Genomic DNA, 17,908 nt, shown 5'->3' on the forward strand with positions numbered 1-17,908 from the left:
GTGTTGCTCCCGTGCGTCAACAAGCAATGTAGGTTCGGGCCCAACACACCAGGCGAGGCGGACATTCCATGAAGACTCCAGACCAGCAGCACGCTCAAATTTTCGGCACACCGGCACCGTCGGGCGGCGGCGATGCCGCCGGTGATGAGCCCGTGGACCATCAACTCCTCCAGAGTTTGGCGGACGCGCACGGCGTGGGCACCTCGTTCCACGGCTGGGACGGGCTGCCGCACAGCGTCGCCGCGGAGACGCTGATCAAGGTCCTGGCAGCGCTCGGCGTCCCCGCTCACACGAACCAGCTGATCGAAACTGCCTTGGTCGAGGCGGAAGTGGCGCCGTGGCGGCGGATGCTGCCCCCCGCCGTCGTGGTTCAGCAGGGCGAATCCGCGCTGGTTCCCGTCCACGTCCGGGACGGGGCCACGGCCCGCCTGCATGTGGAGCTTGAAACGGGCGCGGGCGAGCCGGTGGACGCCGTCCAGCAGGATCTCTGGGCGACGCCCCAGGACGTGGATGGCGTGGCCACCGGCCGGGCCACCTTCGCGTTACCGGAGGGGTTGCCGCTGGGCTGGCACACGCTGCGGGCAGAGTCCGACGGCGTCATAGCCGAGGGTGCGCTGGTGGTGGTTCCGGCGCGGCTCACCACCGCCGATTCCTTGGTGGAGCGTCGGGGATGGGGCCTGGCCACGCAGCTCTACTCCGTGCGGTCCAAGCGGTCCTGGGGGATCGGCGACTTCGCCGACCTCGCGGATCTGGCCACGCTCAGCGGGGCCCGAGGTGCGGACTATGTCCTGGTCAACCCGCTGCACGCCGCGGAACCCGTGCCGCCGGTCCAGCCCTCGCCCTACTCGCCGTCCACACGGCGCTTCTTCAACCCGCTGTACATCCGGGTGGAGGCCATCCCGGAAATCGCCTACCTGAAGCCGCGTAAGCGCGCGGCAGTGGACAGCCTGCAAGAGCAGGTCCAGGCCCTGAACAAGGACGGCGAACGGCTGGACCGCAACGCCGTGTACGCCGCGAAGCTCCAGGCCTTCGAACTGCTGTATCACGCCCGGCGCTCGCCGGCACGGCAGGCAGCGTTCGACGAATTCTGCCGGATCTCCGGCTCCGGCCTGGATGACTTCGCCCTGTGGTCCGCTATCAGGGAAGACCTGGCGCCGGACCATCCGCTGTGGACCGATCCGGACTGCGTTATTGGCTCGCCCGACGCGGAGTCGCTGCGCGGAAAGCTGGCGGACAGGATCGGGTTCCACCGCTGGCTGCAGTGGATCTGCGACGAGCAGCTTGAGAACGCGCAGCAGGCGGCGCGCCGGGCGGGGATGCGGCTGGGTGTGGTGCACGATCTCGCCGTGGGCGTTGACCTCAGCAGCGCCGACGCCTGGACCCTGCGTGACGTCCTGGCTCCCGGGATGAGCGTGGGGGCGCCGCCGGACATGTACAACCAGCTGGGCCAGGACTGGAACCAGCCGCCGTGGCATCCCTCCCGTCTGGCGGAGGCCGGCTATGCACCGTTCCGCAACATGCTCTCCACCGTGCTTCGGCACGCCGGCGGCATCCGGGTGGACCACGTGCTGGGCCTGTTCCGCCTCTGGTGGGTGCCGGCTGGCAACTCCCCGAGTGACGGCGCCTATGTTACGTACGACCACGAAGCACTGATCGGCATCCTGGCGCTGGAGGCCCAGCGTGCCGGCGCCGTGGTGATCGGCGAGGACTTAGGAACCTTCGAACCGTGGGTGCGCGACTATCTGGCTGCCCGCGGCATCCTGGGCACGTCCATCCTCTGGTTCGAGAACGACGGCGATTCGCCCCTGCCACCGGAACGGTACCGGACGCAGGCCCTCGCCAGCGTCAACACCCACGACCTGCCGCCCACCGCGGGCTACCTGGCGGGCGACCATGTGGCGCTCCGCAGCAGGCTGGGCCTGCTGGAACGCTCTGAGGCGGAGGAACGGGCGGACCACACGGCTACGCTGGAAAAGATGATGGGGCTGCTGCGGGAACGCGGCCTCCTGCCCGAGGATGGGGGCACGTCCGGCGCCTCCGCCGAGGGGAACCACGGCAGCACCGGCAGCACCGGCAGCGAGGAACGCACCATAGAGGCGCTGCACCGCCTGCTGGCCCAGACGCCGTCGGTGCTTCTTGGCGTGGCGCTGGTGGATGCCGTGGGGGAGCGGCGGGTGCAGAACCAGCCCGGCACCACCGAAGCGCTGTACCCGAACTGGCAGGTCCCGCTCGGTGATCCGGACGGGAAGCCGGTGTTCATCGATGACCTCCCTGCCAACCCACGGTTCAACGCCTTGCTGGGTGCCGTCTCTGAAGCGCTGGGGGATCCTCAATGACCGACCGGGCCAGTACTCGTCGTGGGAGGCAGATGGATCGTTGGTCGTTGCTGCGGGCAATGGAGGCGTCGACGCCGTGATCACCTCGGCAGCGGGCTATCCGAGGCACCGCAAGGCGGACACCCCCGAGACCGATGCGGTGGGCAACATCAACCTCGTGGGGGCGGCGACCCGTTCAGGAAAGGGCGGCTCAGCTGGATCGGATCGCCGCGGATCCCATTGACCTTTGTGCTTACAGCCGACTCGTAGCCTGCAGTGACCGCCGTGGCCCGTCGTGAGCAGCTGGATGACGTGGTCGTAGCGGGCGCGTGTTCACGTCAGGAGACCTTCCTGTTAGTGGCGTTGCTGTCCAGGCTGCTGTTGGAGTTGCGATTGGGTGGCGTCAGTTGTAGACATGCCGCCGGAGCCAAGCTTGGCGTACATTCAGAGGCGGGCGATGGTGCCCGGAGCCCGTCAGCTCGCGGAAGGTGTAGCCATGTCAGCCACTGAACTTCACGTTGAGTCCCTTTTGGGGATCGCTGAGCAGCTTCGCTCGGCGGGGTGCGTCTTTGCGGAGGAGGAAGCCCAGCTTCTCCTGGCCGCAATGTCCGATCCGGCCCAGATCGCTTCGGCGGTCCGAAAGCGCATTGCCGGGTATCCACTGGAGCACATCCTCGGCTGGGCAGAGTTCTGCGGTCTCCAGGTTGAGCTCGATGCCGGGGTTTTTGTACCGCGCCGCCGGACCGGGCTCTTGGTGAACGAGGCCGCATCCCTGCTCTCTGCGGACCGGATGCGGGAGTGCCTGGATGGTTCGGAGCCCGCCGTAGTTGTGGACCTCTGTTGCGGGTCGGGTGCCGTGGGTGCTGCCATCGCCTCCCGGATTGCTGGCCTGGAACTTCATGCCGCGGATATTGACCCGGCGGCGGTGGCCTGCGCCCGCCGGAATATCGGCCGTGCCGAGGGTGACGTCCACCAGGGCGATCTGTTCGAGGCACTGCCGCCCACCATTAAGGGCCGGATCAGTGTGCTGGCTGTCAACGCCCCTTACGTCCCCACCAGTTCTATCGATTCCATGCCCCATGAGGCGCGCGAGCACGAACCCTTATGGTCGCTGGACGGCGGCGCTGACGGACTCGACTTCCACCGCCGCGTCGCTGCGGAGGCCAACGAATGGCTGCGGCCGGGCGGGAATCTCCTCATCGAAACCAGCGAACGGCAGGCCGCCCGGACGTCGTCGATCCTGGCGCATGCAGGATTCGCGGTGAGGACTGTTCGTTCGGAAGAACTGGACGGCACCGTCGTCGTCGGACGGGCCCGGTCTTAGTAACGGTGCGCCGGCAGGTACCAGTGCCTGCGGTGGCGGCTGCCCTTTGGCGCTGCGCTCAAGGCATTCCGTGTTGTGGCCGCCTTTTCGCGTTATGGCAGCGTCTATTCGCGCTGGGGTGGTGGGGGTGGTGGTTTGAAGTAGTGGTTTGTTGGGGTTTTTGGGTGGGGTCGATGTGTGGTGGGGATGTGAACCAGGGGATGCCGTTGCGGGTGTGGATGGTCCATTGTTCTTTGTGGATGAGGTGGTGGTGGGAGCAGAGGAGGGCTCCGTTGCTGACGTTGGTGGGGCCTTGTTGGGACCAGTAGGTGATGTGGTGGGCTTCGCACCAGGGGGCTGGGATGGTGCAGTTGGGGAAGGTGCAGCCTTGGTCGCGGGCGCTCAGGGCCAGGCGTTGGGCGGGGGTGAAGAGCCGGGTTTTGCGGCCGAGTTTCAGGATTTCGCCGCTGGTGTCGAGGAGGACGGGGATGATCTCGGCGTCGCAGGCGAGTTTGCGGAGGGTGGTTGCCGCGACGGGCCCGGTGAAGGTGAAGCTGCCGGCGCCCGTGGCTGTGCCCGCTCCCGTGCCAGTGGCAGTGCCGTTGCCGGTGTTGTTGGCGTCCGTTCCTCGGCGTTGGGCTGTGGCTGGGTGGGGGTGGAGGTCTTGGTAGTTAATGGTGGCGAGGATTTGGGGGCGGTTCCCGCCGGTGGTGGGGAGTTCGTTGGTGCTGGGGGCGGCTTTGAGGGCGCCGATGATGCCGTCGAGTCGTTTCTGGGAGCGGGTGCGCCGGTCCAGGCCGGGGTCTGCGTTCTGCCAGATGTCATTGGCTTGCCCGGTGGTGCGGGGGTTGGTGGCGGTGTTCATGACGGTGGCGAGGTGTTCGTATTGGTCGGTGGTGGCGAAGATTTCGAGGTGGTGGAGGCCATGGCGGGGTTTGCGGATGAACGCGCCCTGGGTGTGGCGGAGTGCTTCTTCGGTGGGTTCGGTGCCGTCGTCGTCGAGGGTGTTGGCCCAGCGGCGGGCGACGCGGGCGAGGAAGTCGGGGTCCGTGGTGGCGGCGGTGCGGGTGAGGTCGTGTTCGATCCGGTCCAGGGTCTCGGGGGTGGTGTGGTGCTTGAGGCGGTCCAGGGTGGCGCTGATGATGGTCCCGGCGCGGGAGGAGACCACGGGCCCGGACCCTGGAATGGCTTGCGGGTTTAGGGCGGCGTCTGCGGTGGTGGTCTCTGCCGGGCTGGTGTGCGGGCTGTTCGTGGCGTTTGGGGGTGAGGGCTGCGGCGAGGTGGATGCGGCGGGTGGCTTCGCTGCGTCCGATCCGGATCCGGAGGCGTAGGAATTCGGCGGTGTTTTTGCAGCCGTCATCGGCCGGGGACCGCGGTATAGGCCAGCTGGTGGTTCCGGCGGTGGTCCCGGCTGGCCAGCCGGTGTCGGTTTCGTTCAGGGTTTCGGCGCCGTTGTCCCAGCCGGTGGTCCATGACCGGGTGGTGCGGGTGGTTGCGGCGGCGGTGATGGCCTGGGTGCGGGTGCGGTCGACGGCGCCGGCGGCGAGGATCTGGAGGTAGTCCACGGTCCGGGAGAGGTCCTCAACCAGTCCGGCGAAATCGGCGGCGTCGACGTAGCTGGCCATCGCCAGCGTCCCGGGCGCAGAAGTGGCGGCAGCGTTCACCGCGGCGTTCACCGCAGCCAGGCCGGCGTCGGCCGTTAGAACAGCGACGGTCGTGCCGGCGTCGTCACTGTTCTCCGCAAGCTGATCCCTCGAAGCTTCCATGGGAATACTGTGCCGTAGGGGTACGACATTGTTGCGCGTGCTGGGGCCGACGCCCAAAACGCCGCACGCCCGGTTATGGCTGGTGCGTTGCGCCGGTCAGCCGATACACGGACGATGAGTCCATGAGGGAAAAGCCCATGAGCGGAACGCAAACTCCAAACCGGCGCCGGATCTGGATCGTCGCTGCGGTGGGGGTCGCGGCGGTAGGACTGGTGCTTGGGCTTGTGCTGTTCAAGCCCTGGCTCCTCATTGTGGACGTGAAGGTCGATGAACAGCTTCCCATCGTGGCCAGCGGTCCCGCGCAAGCACAACCTGCTACGCCTGCACCCTTTGCGCCGACGCTGACGCCGATACCCGTGCCTGCAGGTCCCGGTGCAGCTTGCTGTCGGTACGCTGATCAGCCATGAACACGCCACCACGGGAACTGTCCGGATCGTCCGGCAGCCTGACGGTGCCAGGCTACTCTCGCTCGAAAACCTGGCTACGTCCAACGGTCCGGACGTGCACGTCTGGTTAAGTGCCGCGCACGTGGTGGAAGGGACGGCCGGGTGGTTCACCGCCGGCTCCGCTGATTACAACGACCTCGGCCTGATCAAGGGAAATCTGGGCAATCAGATTTATCAGATCCCCGCCGACGTGGATCTGTCGAAGTACCGCTCGGTTGACCTGTGGTGCGCTCAGTTCAGCGTGTCGTTCGGTGCTGCCGAGCTGGCTCCCTGAGTCAGGGCATGTGGCCATGGCCTGAGACGCTTCTGGCCGCCGCGTCCCCCAAGGAGCGCGGCGGCCAGCAACGACTATTTTTAGCACAATTTCAACGTTGCTTCCGTGTCACACGGCGAATCCCGCGTAATGTCCCCGCAACGATCCCGGATCATTCCCGCCGAGGGTCAACATTCATTGCTGCGCCGGCAGTAGTGGCGCCGCCTTCACCGGACCAGTCCTGGCCCTCGTTGTCATTGAACGCGGGGTCGGATTCGACGTCCGATGCTCCCAGGTTCATCGATTCACCCACCGAAGTGCCGGCGTCGGACATTTTGGACTTGGTGTTACCCGACGCGGCGTCGTGGTGGACAGCGGAGCTGATGACTGTGCCCGCCCGGCGCGCCGCCTCACCCAGCTGGTCCGCCACGTCGGGAGCCTTCTCCTTGATGGCCTCCGTGGCGGCACTGACTTTGTCCTGAACCGGCTTGCTGTCCCAGATGCTCGTAGCCCTGGCCTTGAGCTTGTCGTACGCTGCCCGGCCGGACCGTGATCCCAGGACGTAACCCGCCGCGATTCCAATACCTAATAGAAGCTTTGATTTCATTGTGAACTCCTGCTCGTTGAGAAGGTGTCATTCCCCGGTCCGAGTGGCCGGGGAAAGAAAACCGGCCCCGGGAGGTCCCGGGGCCGGTGTTCATGCCGGTAACGAAGTTAGCTGCGAACGCTGCGCTTCGTGATCATGCCGTAGACAAGCAGCACGATGATCGAGCCGGCGATCGCGAGCAACCAGGTCTGCAGCGAGAAGAACTCCTGCAGGCCGGTACCGAAAATCATTCCGCCAAGCCAGCCACCCAGGAATGCGCCGACGACGCCCAGGATGAGGGTGATAATCCAGCCGCCACCCTGCTTGCCTGGAAGGATTGCCTTAGCGATAGCGCCGGCAATAAGGCCAAGAATCAAAAATGCAAAGAAACCCATTTTGTCGTTCCTTCTTCCTACATCAAGGAGGTACCCGTATCCCGGGCACGCTTCATCCTTCTGCCTCAATACTAATCATGCTTAGTATCTTTTCGCCACTCTGCATCAGGGCAGGAAGCATTGTCGCGGCCCTGTCAGTGCCCTGTCGTGTCCGAATCGTTGCCGGCGCCTGGCCCCTCGTCCAGGATGGCAAGTTCCGCGAGATCCTGCCGGTCCAGGGCGAAGTCGAAGATGTCCAGGTTTTCCTGCATCCGCTCGGGATTTCCCGATTTGGGAATGACTACAAGTCCCTGCTCAATATGCCAGCGCAGCACCATTTGAGCAGGCGTCTTGTCGTATTTTTCGCCCAGCTGCGCAAGCAGGGGAGCGCCCAGCAGGCTGGCCCCTGAACCGCCCAGCGGGCTGTAGGATTCGGTGAGAATTCCGTGCCCGGCATTGAACTCCCGTTCCGCCTGGCGGGTAATCGCCGGGCTCAGCTGGATCTGGTTCACGGCAGGCACAACGTCGCTTCCGGCCAGCAGCCGTTCCAGGTGTGCAGGCTTGAAGTTGGAGACGCCGATGGACCGGACTTTGCCCTCCGCCTGCAGCCGCTCGAACGTTTTCCACGTCGACACGAAATCATCACGCGCAGGGAGCGGCCAGTGGATCAGCAGCAGGTCCACGTAGTCCAGTCCCATGCGGGTCAGCGACCCCTCCAGCCCCGCCGCGGCGCGGTTCACGCCTTGGAACTGGCCATCCAGCTTGGTGGTGACGAAGATTTCGCTTCGGTCCAGCGCTGCCGCGCGGATACCGTTCCCAACGCCTTCTTCATTGCCGTATTTCACTGCCGTATCGATGTGCCGGTACCCGGCTTCCAGGGCATGTACGACGGCGGCAGTCACCTGTTCGTCGTCCAGCGGCCAGGTGCCGAGTCCCAGCTGCGGGATGCTGTAGCCGTCATTGAGCATGATGCGCGGTGAGAGAGTCATTTCAACAGTCTGCCGTGCTTTCGCCTTCCTAGCCCTCGAATGCCCGGAGGATGTTGCCGGCCTGGTGGACTACAACGGGCCGCAATACGAAAGGGTGTTCATTTTCGAATTCCGGGACGGCAGGATCGCCAAGGAGACGGCCTACTGGAGCGACGCCTTCGAGGCGCCCCCGTCAACGATCTCGCTGGTCCCGTCAGCGAACGGAATCGTGGCCCTATGGTCCGGGACCAGAGACTTGATCTTGGTGTTGTGGAAAACACTGAGTGTGATCGGTCGCCCAGCAGGTTGGGCCCCAGTTCCGCACTGTACGCGGCGATGGTTTCCGAGGCCACGTGGACCAGCTCGGGCTCCGGGACACCGGCTGCCCGGGCGAACGAACGGTAACCCTGGTTCCAGGTCAGGTATTCGTCGGAGGTGATGAAGAATGTCCTCGCAGGCGATTTTGTCTCGCGAATAATGCCAGAAAGGGTTTTTTAGAGGCGTGGATTCCATGATGGGCAGCCGGGCGGGCGGCTTCTGGTACGCCGAGGCTGAACTGATGAAGACGTATTGACCCGTCCTGCTACGGAACAGCTCCAAGCTGGCCCGTGCCTGATCCGGCTTGCCTGATTGGCCGCGGTTGATAGTCAGCCGGTGCCCCAGCGCGACGGCGCGTTCTGCCGCCGCCGCGCTGATCGCCCCGGTGCCGCCCAGGAAGAGGAGGCTCCGCGGCGCCACGGTGTCTGCCGTGGAATCCAATGGATTCACCATGCGTAGTCCTCCGGTGCCGGGCGGTGGCCCGGGAAGATGTCGTCGAGCCGCTTGAGGGCGTCGGCGTCAAGCGTGACGTCCAATGCCCGGATGCCGGCGTCGAGCTGTGCCTGCGTGCGCGGCCCCACGATCGGTGCAGTGACAGCAGGCTGGTGAAGGAGCCAGGCGAGCGCGATGTCACCGGGTTCATGTCCGAGTCCGTCCGCAAGATCCTCGAACTGCTGGATCTGGTCCCGGTGCTTCTCGAGCGTTTCTGCAGCGCGTCCTTCGATGCGCCGGACGCCTCCGCGTTCCTTCTTCAGGACGCCGCCCAGCAGCCCGCCCTGCAGAGGGGACCAGGGGATCAGGCCCAGGCCGTACTGCTGGGCGGCAGGGATGACCTCCAGCTCCACCTCGCGGCGGAACAGGTTATAGATCGACTGCTCGCTGACCAGCCCAGTGTAGTTCCGGCGACGGGCAGCTTCCTGTGCCTGGGCGATGTGCCACCCGGCGAAGTTGCTGCTGCCTGAGTAGAGGATCTTGCCCTGCTGGACGGCCACTTCGATGGCCTGCCAGATCTCATCCCAGGGCGTGTCCCGGTCAATGTGATGGAACTGGTACACATCGATGTAGTCCGTCTGGAGGCGCTTCAGGCTGGCGTCCAAGGCGCGGCGGATGTTCAGCGCGGACAGCTTGGACTCGTTGGGGCGGTCAGTCATGGTGCCGTACAGCTTGGTGGCCAGGACGGTCCGTTCGCGCCGCTCGCCGCCCTTGGCGAACCAGCGGCCAATGATGTCCTCGGTCCAGCCCCGATGCCCGCTGCCGCCATAGACATTGGCCGTGTCGAAGAAGTTGATGCCGGCGTCCAGGGCGGAATCCATGATGTTGTGTGCGTCCGCTTCGTCGCTATGCGGGCCGAAGTTCATGGTGCCCAGGCACAGGCGGGAAACTTTGAGGCCGGAGCGGCCCAGGTGCGTGTACTGCATGGGGAATCCTTCGTTGGTGGATGGACCTATCGGAATGCGGTGACCGAGCCTGCCGGAACCGGTGCCGGCAGGCTCGGTCACCGGTTGCTACAGCTGCGTGAAAGCGGCGACGGCGGGATCGGCACCGATGCGCGCGCCCCGCTCCAGGGTGGTGATGGAGGCGAGTTCGTCGTCGGACAGTGTCAGGGACGCGGCGGCGAGGTTTTCGCGGATGCGGGACGGGTTAATAGACTTGGGGATGACGATGGTGCCGGCGGCCAGGTGCCAGGCCAGGACCACCTGCGCCGTGGTGGCGTCGTGAGCCTGCGCGACAGCGGTGACGGCGTTCCCGTTGAGGTCGCCGCCCTGGCCCAGCGGACTGTAGGCCTCCACCGCAATCCCGAGGGCGCGGCTCTTGGCGGCAAGTTCGGCCTGCTGGAAGCTGGGGTGCACCTCGATCTGGTTCACTGCCGGTACCACGTCCGAAGATTCGAGCAGGGTGTCCAGGTGGTCCGAGAGGAAGTTCGAGACGCCGATGGCGCGGATCTCCTGGGCGTTATGCAGGGCCTCCAACTCCTTCCATGCCTGGACATAGAGGCCCTGCGACGGAACCGGCCAGTGGATGAGGTAGAGGTCCACGAAGTCGAGACCCAGTGCATCGCGGGTGTCCTGGAATGCGTCCCGGGCCCGGCCCTGGTCGCCGTTGCGGAGCTTGGTGGTCACAAAGATTTCCTCGCGCGGAATGCCTGAGGCTGCGATGGCAGCTCCCACACCTGCTTCGTTGCGGTAGCCGGCGGCGGTGTCGATGTGGCGGTAGCCGGCGGCGAGAGCATCTTCGACGATCCGCTGGGTGTCTTCCGGCGGGACCTGGAATACGCCGAAGCCGAGCTGGGGAATGGTGACGCCGTTGTTCAGCGTGATTTCTGACATGGGGGACTCCTCGTAGTGCGGAAGGGTGGTTCCTGGCACGGGATGTCCGCCGGAAACCGTTTTCGGGAATTGCTCCGATACGAGCCTATGTACTTTCGCGCCGATAGCCAGGCCCTGACCGTATCCCTGTTTTTCCTAGGACTGGCAGTCCTACCTTCGCCGGAGGAAGTGCCTGCCAGGACGATGCAGAATAGGGGCATGGGTCAGAGCGCCGAGTTCGGAAAATTCCTGAAGGCCATGCGGTCCCGGCTGAGTCCGGAAGACGCGGGGGCGGAAGCCACCTCCGGTGTGCGCCGGGTTCCTGGCCTTCGGCGTGAGGAAGTGGCCAGGCTTGCAGGGGTCAGCACGGACTACTACATCCGGCTGGAGCAGGGCAGGAACATCCACCCGTCGCGCTCTGTGCTCGACTCCGTGTCCCGAGCCCTCCGGCTGGATGCGGGCCAACACGCGCATATGCTTGACCTCATGGAAAACTGTGCGGCCAGCCCACGTTCACCCGGACCGGCGCAGTCAGTACGGCCGGCACTGCGGCAGCTCCTGGAAGCGGTGGGGGACATTCCGGCTTTGGTGCTGGGCCGCCGGACCGATGTGCTGGTGGGGAACCGGATGGCCTACCTGTTGTTCACGGATTTTCGGGACCTGCCGGCGCACGAGCGCAACCTGACCCGGTGGCTGGTTCTCGATCCCGGTGCCCGGGAACTCTTCCGCGACTGGAAAACAGTGGCGGCGGACGAGGCCGGAGCCCTCCGCGTGGATGTCGGCCGGCACCCCAACGACCCGGAGGCCAACCAGCTGGTCGGCGAACTCGCCGTCCATAGCGAGCAATTCCGGCAATGGTGGGCAGGGCACCGCGTGGCCACGCGGTCCGCCGGCAGCATACGGCTCCATCATCCCGCCGTCGGCGACCTGGAACTGAACTTTGAAAACCTGGTCCTTCCGGACGATCCGGACCAGACTCTGAGGGTGTATTCCGCAAAACCGGGCTCGCCGTCGTCGGACGCCTTGGCGTTACTGAGTCTTGGCCTCAATGCCGGGACCGGCTCCGCAGTCGCCCCTCCGGGCACGGCGCTGGACTTGGAAGTACTCCCTCCGGCCTCCGCCGAAAGCTGATCGGTCTGTACGGCTGCTGGCAACGCTGATTCTAGCCAGGCGCACCGCAGGCGTTGCCTCGTCCAACAGAAGCCAAAGAGTGATGGCCGCGCCCAAAGGGCGCGGCCATCACTCCGAAAACCCAGGCAGGTCAGCCTTCGTGGCGGAAACCGAGCTTGACCCGCACCTGCCAGTCGGCAACCTGGCCATCTTTGAGATGGCCGCGGATTTCCTTCACTTCGAACCAGTCAAGGTTGCGCAAGGTCTTGGAGGCCTCGGCGATCCCGTTGCGGACTGCCGCGTCCACGCCTTCTTCGGAGGTACCGACAATTTCAGTAATGCTGTACGTGTGGTTGGACAACTTCGCTCCTCGTGATCGCCTTCGATTCCCGGTTGCGGGCCGTTCTTGAACACTAGTGGCACTTCTCAGGTGTGGCCAGACCCAATACTTCGGAGCGGATGCTGGTCAGGGCGCCTCGAGGACCAGGTTCTTGAGGTCATCCAGGGTCTGTTGCATGTGCAGGTCCATGGCTTCCCGCGACCGGCTCGGATCGCGCGACTCCAGTGCCTCGGCGATGTTCTGGTGGTGCCCGATTGCATGCTCCTGGATGGCGGGCACGGCCGATGTCTCGGCCCGGCGCTTTTCGAGCACCCGGTGCAGCGGCGCGAAAAGGACCGCCACAAAAACGTTCTCTGAGGCGCGCAGGATCAGGTCATGGAATGCCAGGTCAGCCTCCACGAAGGCGGCCACGTCATTGACCTCATGGGCGGCCCGCATCGCCGCTACATGGACGAACAGCGCCTGGATGTCGGTGTCGCTGATCCGGGCGGCCGCGAGCTCACACGCCCCGGTTTCCAGCATCCGGCGCAGTTCAATCAGCTGCACGGAGGCGGCGGCTTCGTTCTGGCCCTCTGACGCGGCGCGCAGCACAGCTTCCAGCGAAGCCCAGCGGTTCAGCGGGTTTACGAACGTGCCGCGGCCGCGTTCCACGCTGAGGATCCGCTGCGCCTCGAGGGTTTTCATGGCCTCGCGCACGGTCATCCGGCTTACCTCGTGTTTGGCGCTGAGCTCAAGCTCTCCGGGCACGCTGGATCCGGCGGGAAATTCCCCGGCAATGATCCGGTCCAGGAGCTCGTCTGCAACAACGCCCACCAATGATTTCCGTGCCATATGTCCCCCTGCGGCGTCGCCAGATATGTCTGACAAGTCTACTTGCGCGTTCCTATGTCCTGTGCCACACTATTTGAAATGTTAGATGTCAGACATCTTACAGCTATCTCAATTTTTTGATTTCCCACACAATGGAGTGCACTGTGACGCTTGAAGCAGACATCCTGGCCGCCTTCCCGGCCGAAGTCCGGATTCCCGCCCGCCTTGTTGCCGACGCCGTCGCCGCGTCCAACGCGGAGACCCCCCGGATGCTCATAGTGCTCGACGACGACCCAACCGGAACGCAGTCCGTTGCGGATCTGCCCGTGCTCACCCGCTGGGAGGTGAAGGACTTCACCTGGGCCTTCGGACAGGCGAAGCCTGCCGTGTACGTGCTGACCAACACCCGCAGCCTGGACCCCGCAGAAGCTGCAGCCCGCAACGAGGAAGTGGTCCGCAACGCGCTGGCCGCCGCGGGGCCCGCAGATGCCAGCACCGGTTCGGGCCTCCGGCTCGGATTCGTGAGCCGCAGCGACTCCACTCTCCGCGGACACTACCCGCTGGAGCCCGACGTCATCGCCGCCACCGTTGCTGACGTCAGCGGAGAAGCCACCGACGGCGTGGTGCTGGTGCCGGCGTTCCCCGACGCCGGCCGCGTGACCATCGGCGGCGTGCACTACATGCGTGGCACCGGGGACGACGCCGGCACGCTCACCCCCGTGGCCGAGACCGAATTCGCCAAGGATGCAAGCTTCGGCTTCACCAGCTCGGACATGACCCAGTACGTGGAAGAGAAGTCGCAGGGCCGTATCGCCGCGGAATCCGTGATCGTCCTTGACCTGAACATCATCCGCGCCTCGGCCGATCCGCAGATCACCGCCAAGGCCATCGCCGACGCAATCCATCCCGCCACCGACTCCACGCCGATCATCGCGGACATCGTCACGGAGAACGACCTCCGCGCCCTGTCACTGGGCCTGCAAGAAGCCGAACGGCGAGGCAAGAAGCTCCTCTACCGCGTGGGACCGCCGTTTGTCCGGGCCCGGATCGGCCAGGAAATCCGCGCCGAGCTCACCGGCGCTGAAGCCTTTGCCGGCAACACCCCGTCCGAGGCAGGCGGCCTGATCGTCGTCGGATCCCACGTGGGCGTGACCACCCGTCAACTCAAGGCCCTCACAGAACAGCACAGCGCCGCCCGGATTGTGGAGATCGACGTCGAGAAGCTGCTCAGCGACGCCGGGGACGCCCATCTGGACCAGACCGTCGGCACCGTCGTGGAGGCTCTCCACGGGGGAGACGTGATCGTCCACACGAGCCGGCTGCTGATCAAGACCGACAACCCCGCCGAAAGCCTTCGGATCGCGCGCACGGTGTCCGCCGCCGTCGTTGCCGTGGTGAACCGGACGCTCAAGACGTTCCCGCCGCGATTCGTCATCGCCAAGGGCGGGATCACGTCCTCCGACGTCGCCGCCCACGGCCTGGAAATCCGCCACGCCATAGTCCGCGGGCCCATGCTGCCGGGCATCGTCTCGCTCTGGGAGCCGGTGGACGGACCCGCCACGGGCATCCCGTACATCGTGTTCGCCGGCAACGTGGGCGATGACCAGTCCCTCGCCGACGTCACCCGCAAGCTCAGCAACACCATCTGACCGGTGGTTGAGCTTGTCGAAACCCGCAAGAATTCAAAGGAGAACACCATGACCAGCAACTACACCATCACCGTCCTGGGCCTCGGCGCCATGGGCCTGCCCATGGCTACCCGCCTGGCCAGCGAACTCACCGTCCACGGCTTCGACATCGCCGAGCCGCGCCTGAAGCTCGCCGAAGAAGCCGGCATCCGCACCTTCGCCTCCGCCCGGGAAGCCTCCAAGGGCGCCGACGCCCTGCTCCTGGCGGTCCGCAACGGCGAGCAGCTCAACGAGGTCCTCTTCGGGGAGAACGGCGTGGCCTCCGTGCTGGAGCCGGGCGCCGTCGTTATCCTCGGCAGCACCGTGGGCACCGAAGCGATCCCCGCCACCGTGGCGCGCCTGGCCGAATACGGTGTTGAGCTCGTGGACGCGCCGCTGTCCGGCGGCCCCAAGCGCGCCGGCGAAGGCGACCTGCTGATCGTTGTCGGCGCCTCCCCGGAAGCCCAGGAAAAGGCCCGCCCGGCCCTCGAGCTGCTGGCCTCCACGCTCACCGTGGTGGGCGACAAGCCCGGCGACGGCCAGGCGCTCAAGACCGTTAACCAGCTCCTCTGCGGCGTCCACATCGCGGCCGCCGCCGAAGCCCTGGCCCTCGCCGACGCGCTCGGCCTGGACCAGGCCAAGACCCTCGCCGCGCTCGAAGCCGGCGCGGCAGGTTCGTTTATGCTCTCCAACCGAGGCCCGCGCATTCTCGAGGCCTACACGGAAAACGGCGCCGAGGTCCTGTCCCGCCTGGACATCTTCGTCAAGGACATGGGCATCGTGGGCAAGGCCACCCGCGCCGCCGGCCTGGCAGCCCCCGTCGCCGCCGCGGCGGAGCAGCTGTACCTCCTGGGCCAGACCCAGGGCCTGGCCGCCGCCGATGACTCCGCCGTCATAAAGGTCGTCGCCCCGGCCAAACGCACCTCCTAAGCGCCACCCCAATAACCCGACGACGGCGGATCCCCCCTTTCCGCCGTCGTCGATCCACCCAGCCCGCTAGGCCGAACTAGCACCGTCGAAGGAGACACACCATGAGCGCTCTCGCTCTCCTGGCCATTGCAGCAGCAGGCGTCGCCCTGCTGCTCGTGGCAGTCATCAAGTTCAAGATCCCCGCCTTCCTGGCCCTGCTGGTGGTCAGCGTGGGAGTGGCACTCACCGCCGGAATCCCGCTGGCCGACGTCGTCAAGACCGTCACAGAAGGCATGGGCGGCACACTCGGCAACGTGGCCATCCTCGTCGGCCTCGGCGCCATGCTCGGCAAGATGATCGAAATCTCGGGCGGGGCCCAGGCCCTGGCCGGTAAGTTCACCCAACTGCTGGGGCCGCGCCGTGTCATCGCCGCGCTCACCTCGGCCGCCTTCCTACTGGCCATCCCCGTGTTCTTCGATGTCGGATTCATCATTCTGATCCCGATCATCTACGGCTTCGCCAAGGCTGCCGGCGTTAACCCGGTCAAGATCGGCCTGCCGGTCGGCGCGATCATGCTCGCCATCCACGTTGTGGTCCCGCCGCACCCGGGCGTGGTGGGCGGCGCCGGAATCCTCGGCGCGGACATCGGATGGACCACCATCATCGGTCTGTCCCTCTGCATCCCCGTCGGCGTCGTCGGTTACTTCGTTGCCCGCCGGCTGAACCGCCGCGACTTCACCATGCTTCCCTCCACCGCGGCGCAGTTCCGGCTCTTTGGTACGGGGAAATCCGAGGTCGAACAGGACGCAAACGAAGGCGGGTCCGACGTCGCCGTCAAGACCCGCGTCGCGCCGGTCAAGACCGCTCCGAGCCCGGCCATGATCATCTCCCTCATCGTCCTGCCGATCCTGATGATCATGGTGGGAACCCTCGGCGCCGTTATCCTGCCCAAGGGCACCCCTGCTGCAGACGTTGCCGGCTTCGTCGGTGCGCCACTCATCGCCCTGCTGACCACCTTGGGACTCGCCTACTACTTCCTGGGCATCCGCCGCGGCTGGAGTTCACAGCAGACCGGTGAAGTCATGGACTCCGCCCTGGCCCCCACGGCCATCGTGATCCTCGTAACCGGCGCCGGCGGTGTCTTCGGCAAGGTCCTGACCGTCTCCGGAATCGGCAAGGCGCTGGCCGAGGGCCTGCACACAGTCGGCCTCCCGGTCATCCTGATGGCCTTCGTCCTGGCGGCAATCCTTCGGGCGTCGCAGGGCTCGGCCACGGTTGCCATCATCACCACCGCCGGCCTGCTGAGCGCTTCAGTTGCCGACGGCGGCTACTCGCCGGTGCAGACCGCGCTCATCCTGGTAGCGATCGGCTTCGGCGCCTTCGGCCTCAGCCACGTCAACGATTCAGGCTTCTGGATCGTCACGCGTTTCCTGGGCCTGTCCGTCGCAGACGGACTGCGGACCTGGACGGTGCTCACCACCATCCTTGGCCTGGCAGGCTTCGCCCTGACGTTCCTGGTATGGATCCTGGCCGGCGGCCTGAGCGTCTGATGCGCACCCGACTCGACCAGCTGGTCACGCAAGCCCTCCAGCAGGGCTCGGCCGTTCCCGCCTTCACCTGCTACGACTTCACCACGGCGCTTGCCGTTGTGGGCGCGGCCGAGGACGCTGGCCGCGGGATCATCCTGCTGGTGGCCCCCAAGACGGCTGCCACGGCGAACGGACTGCGGCTGATCGCCGCGCTCCGTGGCCTGGCAGACGCCGCGTTCGTTCCGGTGGCGGTCCAGCTTGATCACGCGACGGACCTCAAGGTGATGGCCGACGCCGTCGCCGCGGGGGCGGATTCTGTCCTCGCGGACGGTTCCTCCTTGCCGTATGAGGAGAACATTGCGCTGGTCCGTCAGGCACGCGCTGTGCTGGGTGCCGACGTCGTGCTTGAAGCCGAACTCGGCGGCCTGGCCGGCGACGAGGACCGGGCCTTCGGCGCGGATGAAGCCGGTGTGGCAGTGGCCGGCCTGACGGATTCCGCGCAGGTGGAGGATTTTGTGGCCCGGACCGGCGCGGAACTGCTGGCTGTTGCGGTGGGGAACGTCCACGGCAAGTACGAGGGCGAGCCGCAGCTGCGCTGGGATGTCCTTCAGGACATTGCCGTGCGGACGCACCTTCCCCTGGTGCTCCACGGCGCGTCCGGCATTCCGGCGGGGGAGCTGGTCAAGGCCGCCGCGATGAACGTGGGCAAGGTGAACTTCAATACCGAGCTCCGTACGGGAGTGCTGTCCTCACTCCAGGAACAGCTGCCCGCGCACCGTGCCGACGGCGAGAATCTCCAGGGCCTGCTGGGCCACTGGAACACCACGGCCAGGGAGTTCGCCACGTCCGCACTGGGCATGCTCACCCGGTGACGCCCTTTTGAGTTTTTGGGGAGGCTAGGATCAGCA

Annotated in this window: 17 protein-coding genes and 1 pseudogene; 9 read left to right on the forward strand and 9 right to left on the reverse strand. The window is 65.9% G+C overall.

Annotated elements, in window-relative coordinates:
* Nucleotides 1–68: 68 nt before the first annotated feature.
* Nucleotides 69–2,336 carry a 4-alpha-glucanotransferase gene (gene malQ, locus ACQCS0_RS02560; protein WP_426940021.1) on the forward strand — a complete coding sequence of 756 codons (2,268 nt, stop codon included), beginning with the start codon at nt 69–71 and terminating at the stop codon, nt 2,334–2,336.
* Nucleotides 2,337–2,811: 475 nt separating this feature from the next.
* Entirely contained in the window at nt 2,812–3,639 is an 828-nt protein-coding gene (locus tag ACQCS0_RS02565) for a putative protein N(5)-glutamine methyltransferase (RefSeq protein WP_354223926.1), read from the forward strand.
* A gap of 58 nt (nt 3,640–3,697) precedes the next feature.
* On the opposite strand, the gene ACQCS0_RS02570 is transcribed toward ACQCS0_RS02565, so the two are convergent.
* The gene (locus ACQCS0_RS02570; protein ID WP_354223924.1) at nt 3,698–4,978 is read right to left on the reverse strand and encodes a DUF222 domain-containing protein; all 1,281 of its coding nucleotides are present in this window, start codon (nt 4,976–4,978) and stop codon (nt 3,698–3,700) included.
* Between ACQCS0_RS02570 and ACQCS0_RS02575 the strand changes: the two genes are divergently transcribed.
* Nucleotides 4,960–5,178, forward strand: coding sequence for a hypothetical protein (locus ACQCS0_RS02575; RefSeq protein ID WP_354156207.1), 219 nt, complete (start codon nt 4,960–4,962; stop codon nt 5,176–5,178). The two genes, ACQCS0_RS02570 and ACQCS0_RS02575, sit on opposite strands and share 19 nt — an antisense overlap.
* A gap of 578 nt (nt 5,179–5,756) precedes the next feature.
* On the forward strand, nt 5,757–6,104 hold the full coding sequence (locus ACQCS0_RS02580; RefSeq protein WP_354156206.1) for a DM13 domain-containing protein: 348 nt from the start codon (nt 5,757–5,759) through the stop codon (nt 6,102–6,104).
* Nucleotides 6,105–6,255: 151 nt separating this feature from the next.
* Here ACQCS0_RS02580 and ACQCS0_RS02585 read toward each other — a convergent pair whose 3' ends face one another.
* The 6 genes and pseudogenes from ACQCS0_RS02585 to ACQCS0_RS02610 all read right to left on the reverse strand — a co-directional run bounded on the left by ACQCS0_RS02585 (nt 6,256) and on the right by ACQCS0_RS02610 (nt 10,656).
* Nucleotides 6,256–6,690 carry a hypothetical protein gene (locus ACQCS0_RS02585; RefSeq protein WP_354156205.1) on the reverse strand — a complete coding sequence of 145 codons (435 nt, stop codon included), beginning with the start codon at nt 6,688–6,690 and terminating at the stop codon, nt 6,256–6,258.
* 107 nt (nt 6,691–6,797) lie between these two features.
* Nucleotides 6,798–7,064, reverse strand: coding sequence for a GlsB/YeaQ/YmgE family stress response membrane protein (locus tag ACQCS0_RS02590; RefSeq protein ID WP_248763117.1), 267 nt, complete (start codon nt 7,062–7,064; stop codon nt 6,798–6,800).
* A 134-nt stretch (nt 7,065–7,198) separates the two neighbouring features.
* Entirely contained in the window at nt 7,199–8,032 is an 834-nt protein-coding gene (locus ACQCS0_RS02595) for an aldo/keto reductase (RefSeq protein ID WP_354156204.1), read from the reverse strand.
* Nucleotides 8,033–8,173: 141 nt separating this feature from the next.
* A pseudogene (locus ACQCS0_RS02600) lies at nt 8,174–8,782 on the reverse strand (hypothetical protein).
* Entirely contained in the window at nt 8,776–9,747 is a 972-nt protein-coding gene (locus ACQCS0_RS02605; protein ID WP_354156203.1) for an aldo/keto reductase, read from the reverse strand. Before ACQCS0_RS02605 ends, ACQCS0_RS02600 begins: the two are co-directional and overlap by 7 nt.
* Nucleotides 9,748–9,834: 87 nt before the next feature.
* A complete protein-coding gene (locus ACQCS0_RS02610; protein WP_354156202.1) occupies nt 9,835–10,656 on the reverse strand; it encodes an aldo/keto reductase in 822 nt (273 codons plus the stop codon).
* Between the two features lie 198 nt (nt 10,657–10,854).
* Between ACQCS0_RS02610 and ACQCS0_RS02615 the strand changes: the two genes are divergently transcribed.
* Entirely contained in the window at nt 10,855–11,766 is a 912-nt protein-coding gene (locus ACQCS0_RS02615) for a helix-turn-helix transcriptional regulator (RefSeq protein ID WP_354156201.1), read from the forward strand.
* 130 nt (nt 11,767–11,896) lie between these two features.
* Here the strand turns inward: ACQCS0_RS02615 and ACQCS0_RS02620 are convergent, their stop codons facing one another.
* Nucleotides 11,897–12,106 (reverse strand): dodecin, encoded by a 210-nt coding sequence (locus tag ACQCS0_RS02620; protein WP_160676972.1) that lies wholly within the window; start codon nt 12,104–12,106, stop codon nt 11,897–11,899.
* A 105-nt stretch (nt 12,107–12,211) separates the two neighbouring features.
* Nucleotides 12,212–12,916 (reverse strand): FadR/GntR family transcriptional regulator, encoded by a 705-nt coding sequence (locus ACQCS0_RS02625; protein ID WP_354156200.1) that lies wholly within the window; start codon nt 12,914–12,916, stop codon nt 12,212–12,214.
* 143 nt (nt 12,917–13,059) lie between these two features.
* On the opposite strand from ACQCS0_RS02625, the gene ACQCS0_RS02630 reads away from it, so the two are divergent.
* The 4 genes from ACQCS0_RS02630 to ACQCS0_RS02645 all read left to right on the forward strand — a co-directional run bounded on the left by ACQCS0_RS02630 (nt 13,060) and on the right by ACQCS0_RS02645 (nt 17,872).
* Nucleotides 13,060–14,544 (forward strand): four-carbon acid sugar kinase family protein, encoded by a 1,485-nt coding sequence (locus ACQCS0_RS02630; protein WP_354156199.1) that lies wholly within the window; start codon nt 13,060–13,062, stop codon nt 14,542–14,544.
* A gap of 48 nt (nt 14,545–14,592) precedes the next feature.
* A complete protein-coding gene (locus ACQCS0_RS02635) occupies nt 14,593–15,492 on the forward strand; it encodes an NAD(P)-dependent oxidoreductase (RefSeq protein WP_354156198.1) in 900 nt (299 codons plus the stop codon).
* Between the two features lie 101 nt (nt 15,493–15,593).
* Nucleotides 15,594–17,021 carry a GntP family transporter gene (locus tag ACQCS0_RS02640; RefSeq protein WP_354156197.1) on the forward strand — a complete coding sequence of 476 codons (1,428 nt, stop codon included), beginning with the start codon at nt 15,594–15,596 and terminating at the stop codon, nt 17,019–17,021.
* Complete coding sequence (locus ACQCS0_RS02645) at nt 17,021–17,872, forward strand: class II fructose-bisphosphate aldolase (protein ID WP_354156196.1); 852 nt, start codon at nt 17,021–17,023, stop codon at nt 17,870–17,872. Before ACQCS0_RS02640 ends, ACQCS0_RS02645 begins: the two co-directional genes overlap by 1 nt.
* Nucleotides 17,873–17,908: the final 36 nt, after the last annotated feature.

The organism is Pseudarthrobacter sp. S6 (assembly GCF_050156575.1).
GTDB lineage: Bacteria > Actinomycetota > Actinomycetes > Actinomycetales > Micrococcaceae > Arthrobacter.

Coding starts and splice junctions, on each gene's coding strand:
- malQ (WP_426940021.1), top strand. CDS start 69: ATGAAGACTCCAGACCAGCAGCACGCTCAAATTTTCGGCACACCGGCA.
- ACQCS0_RS02565 (WP_354223926.1), top strand. CDS start 2,812: ATGTCAGCCACTGAACTTCACGTTGAGTCCCTTTTGGGGATCGCTGAG.
- ACQCS0_RS02570 (WP_354223924.1), bottom strand. CDS start 4,978: ATGACGGCTGCAAAAACACCGCCGAATTCCTACGCCTCCGGATCCGGA.
- ACQCS0_RS02585 (WP_354156205.1), bottom strand. CDS start 6,690: ATGAAATCAAAGCTTCTATTAGGTATTGGAATCGCGGCGGGTTACGTC.
- ACQCS0_RS02590 (WP_248763117.1), bottom strand. CDS start 7,064: ATGGGTTTCTTTGCATTTTTGATTCTTGGCCTTATTGCCGGCGCTATC.
- ACQCS0_RS02595 (WP_354156204.1), bottom strand. CDS start 8,032: ATGACTCTCTCACCGCGCATCATGCTCAATGACGGCTACAGCATCCCG.
- ACQCS0_RS02605 (WP_354156203.1), bottom strand. CDS start 9,747: ATGCAGTACACGCACCTGGGCCGCTCCGGCCTCAAAGTTTCCCGCCTG.
- ACQCS0_RS02610 (WP_354156202.1), bottom strand. CDS start 10,656: ATGTCAGAAATCACGCTGAACAACGGCGTCACCATTCCCCAGCTCGGC.
- ACQCS0_RS02615 (WP_354156201.1), top strand. CDS start 10,855: ATGGGTCAGAGCGCCGAGTTCGGAAAATTCCTGAAGGCCATGCGGTCC.
- ACQCS0_RS02625 (WP_354156200.1), bottom strand. CDS start 12,916: ATGGCACGGAAATCATTGGTGGGCGTTGTTGCAGACGAGCTCCTGGAC.
- ACQCS0_RS02635 (WP_354156198.1), top strand. CDS start 14,593: ATGACCAGCAACTACACCATCACCGTCCTGGGCCTCGGCGCCATGGGC.
- ACQCS0_RS02640 (WP_354156197.1), top strand. CDS start 15,594: ATGAGCGCTCTCGCTCTCCTGGCCATTGCAGCAGCAGGCGTCGCCCTG.
- ACQCS0_RS02645 (WP_354156196.1), top strand. CDS start 17,021: ATGCGCACCCGACTCGACCAGCTGGTCACGCAAGCCCTCCAGCAGGGC.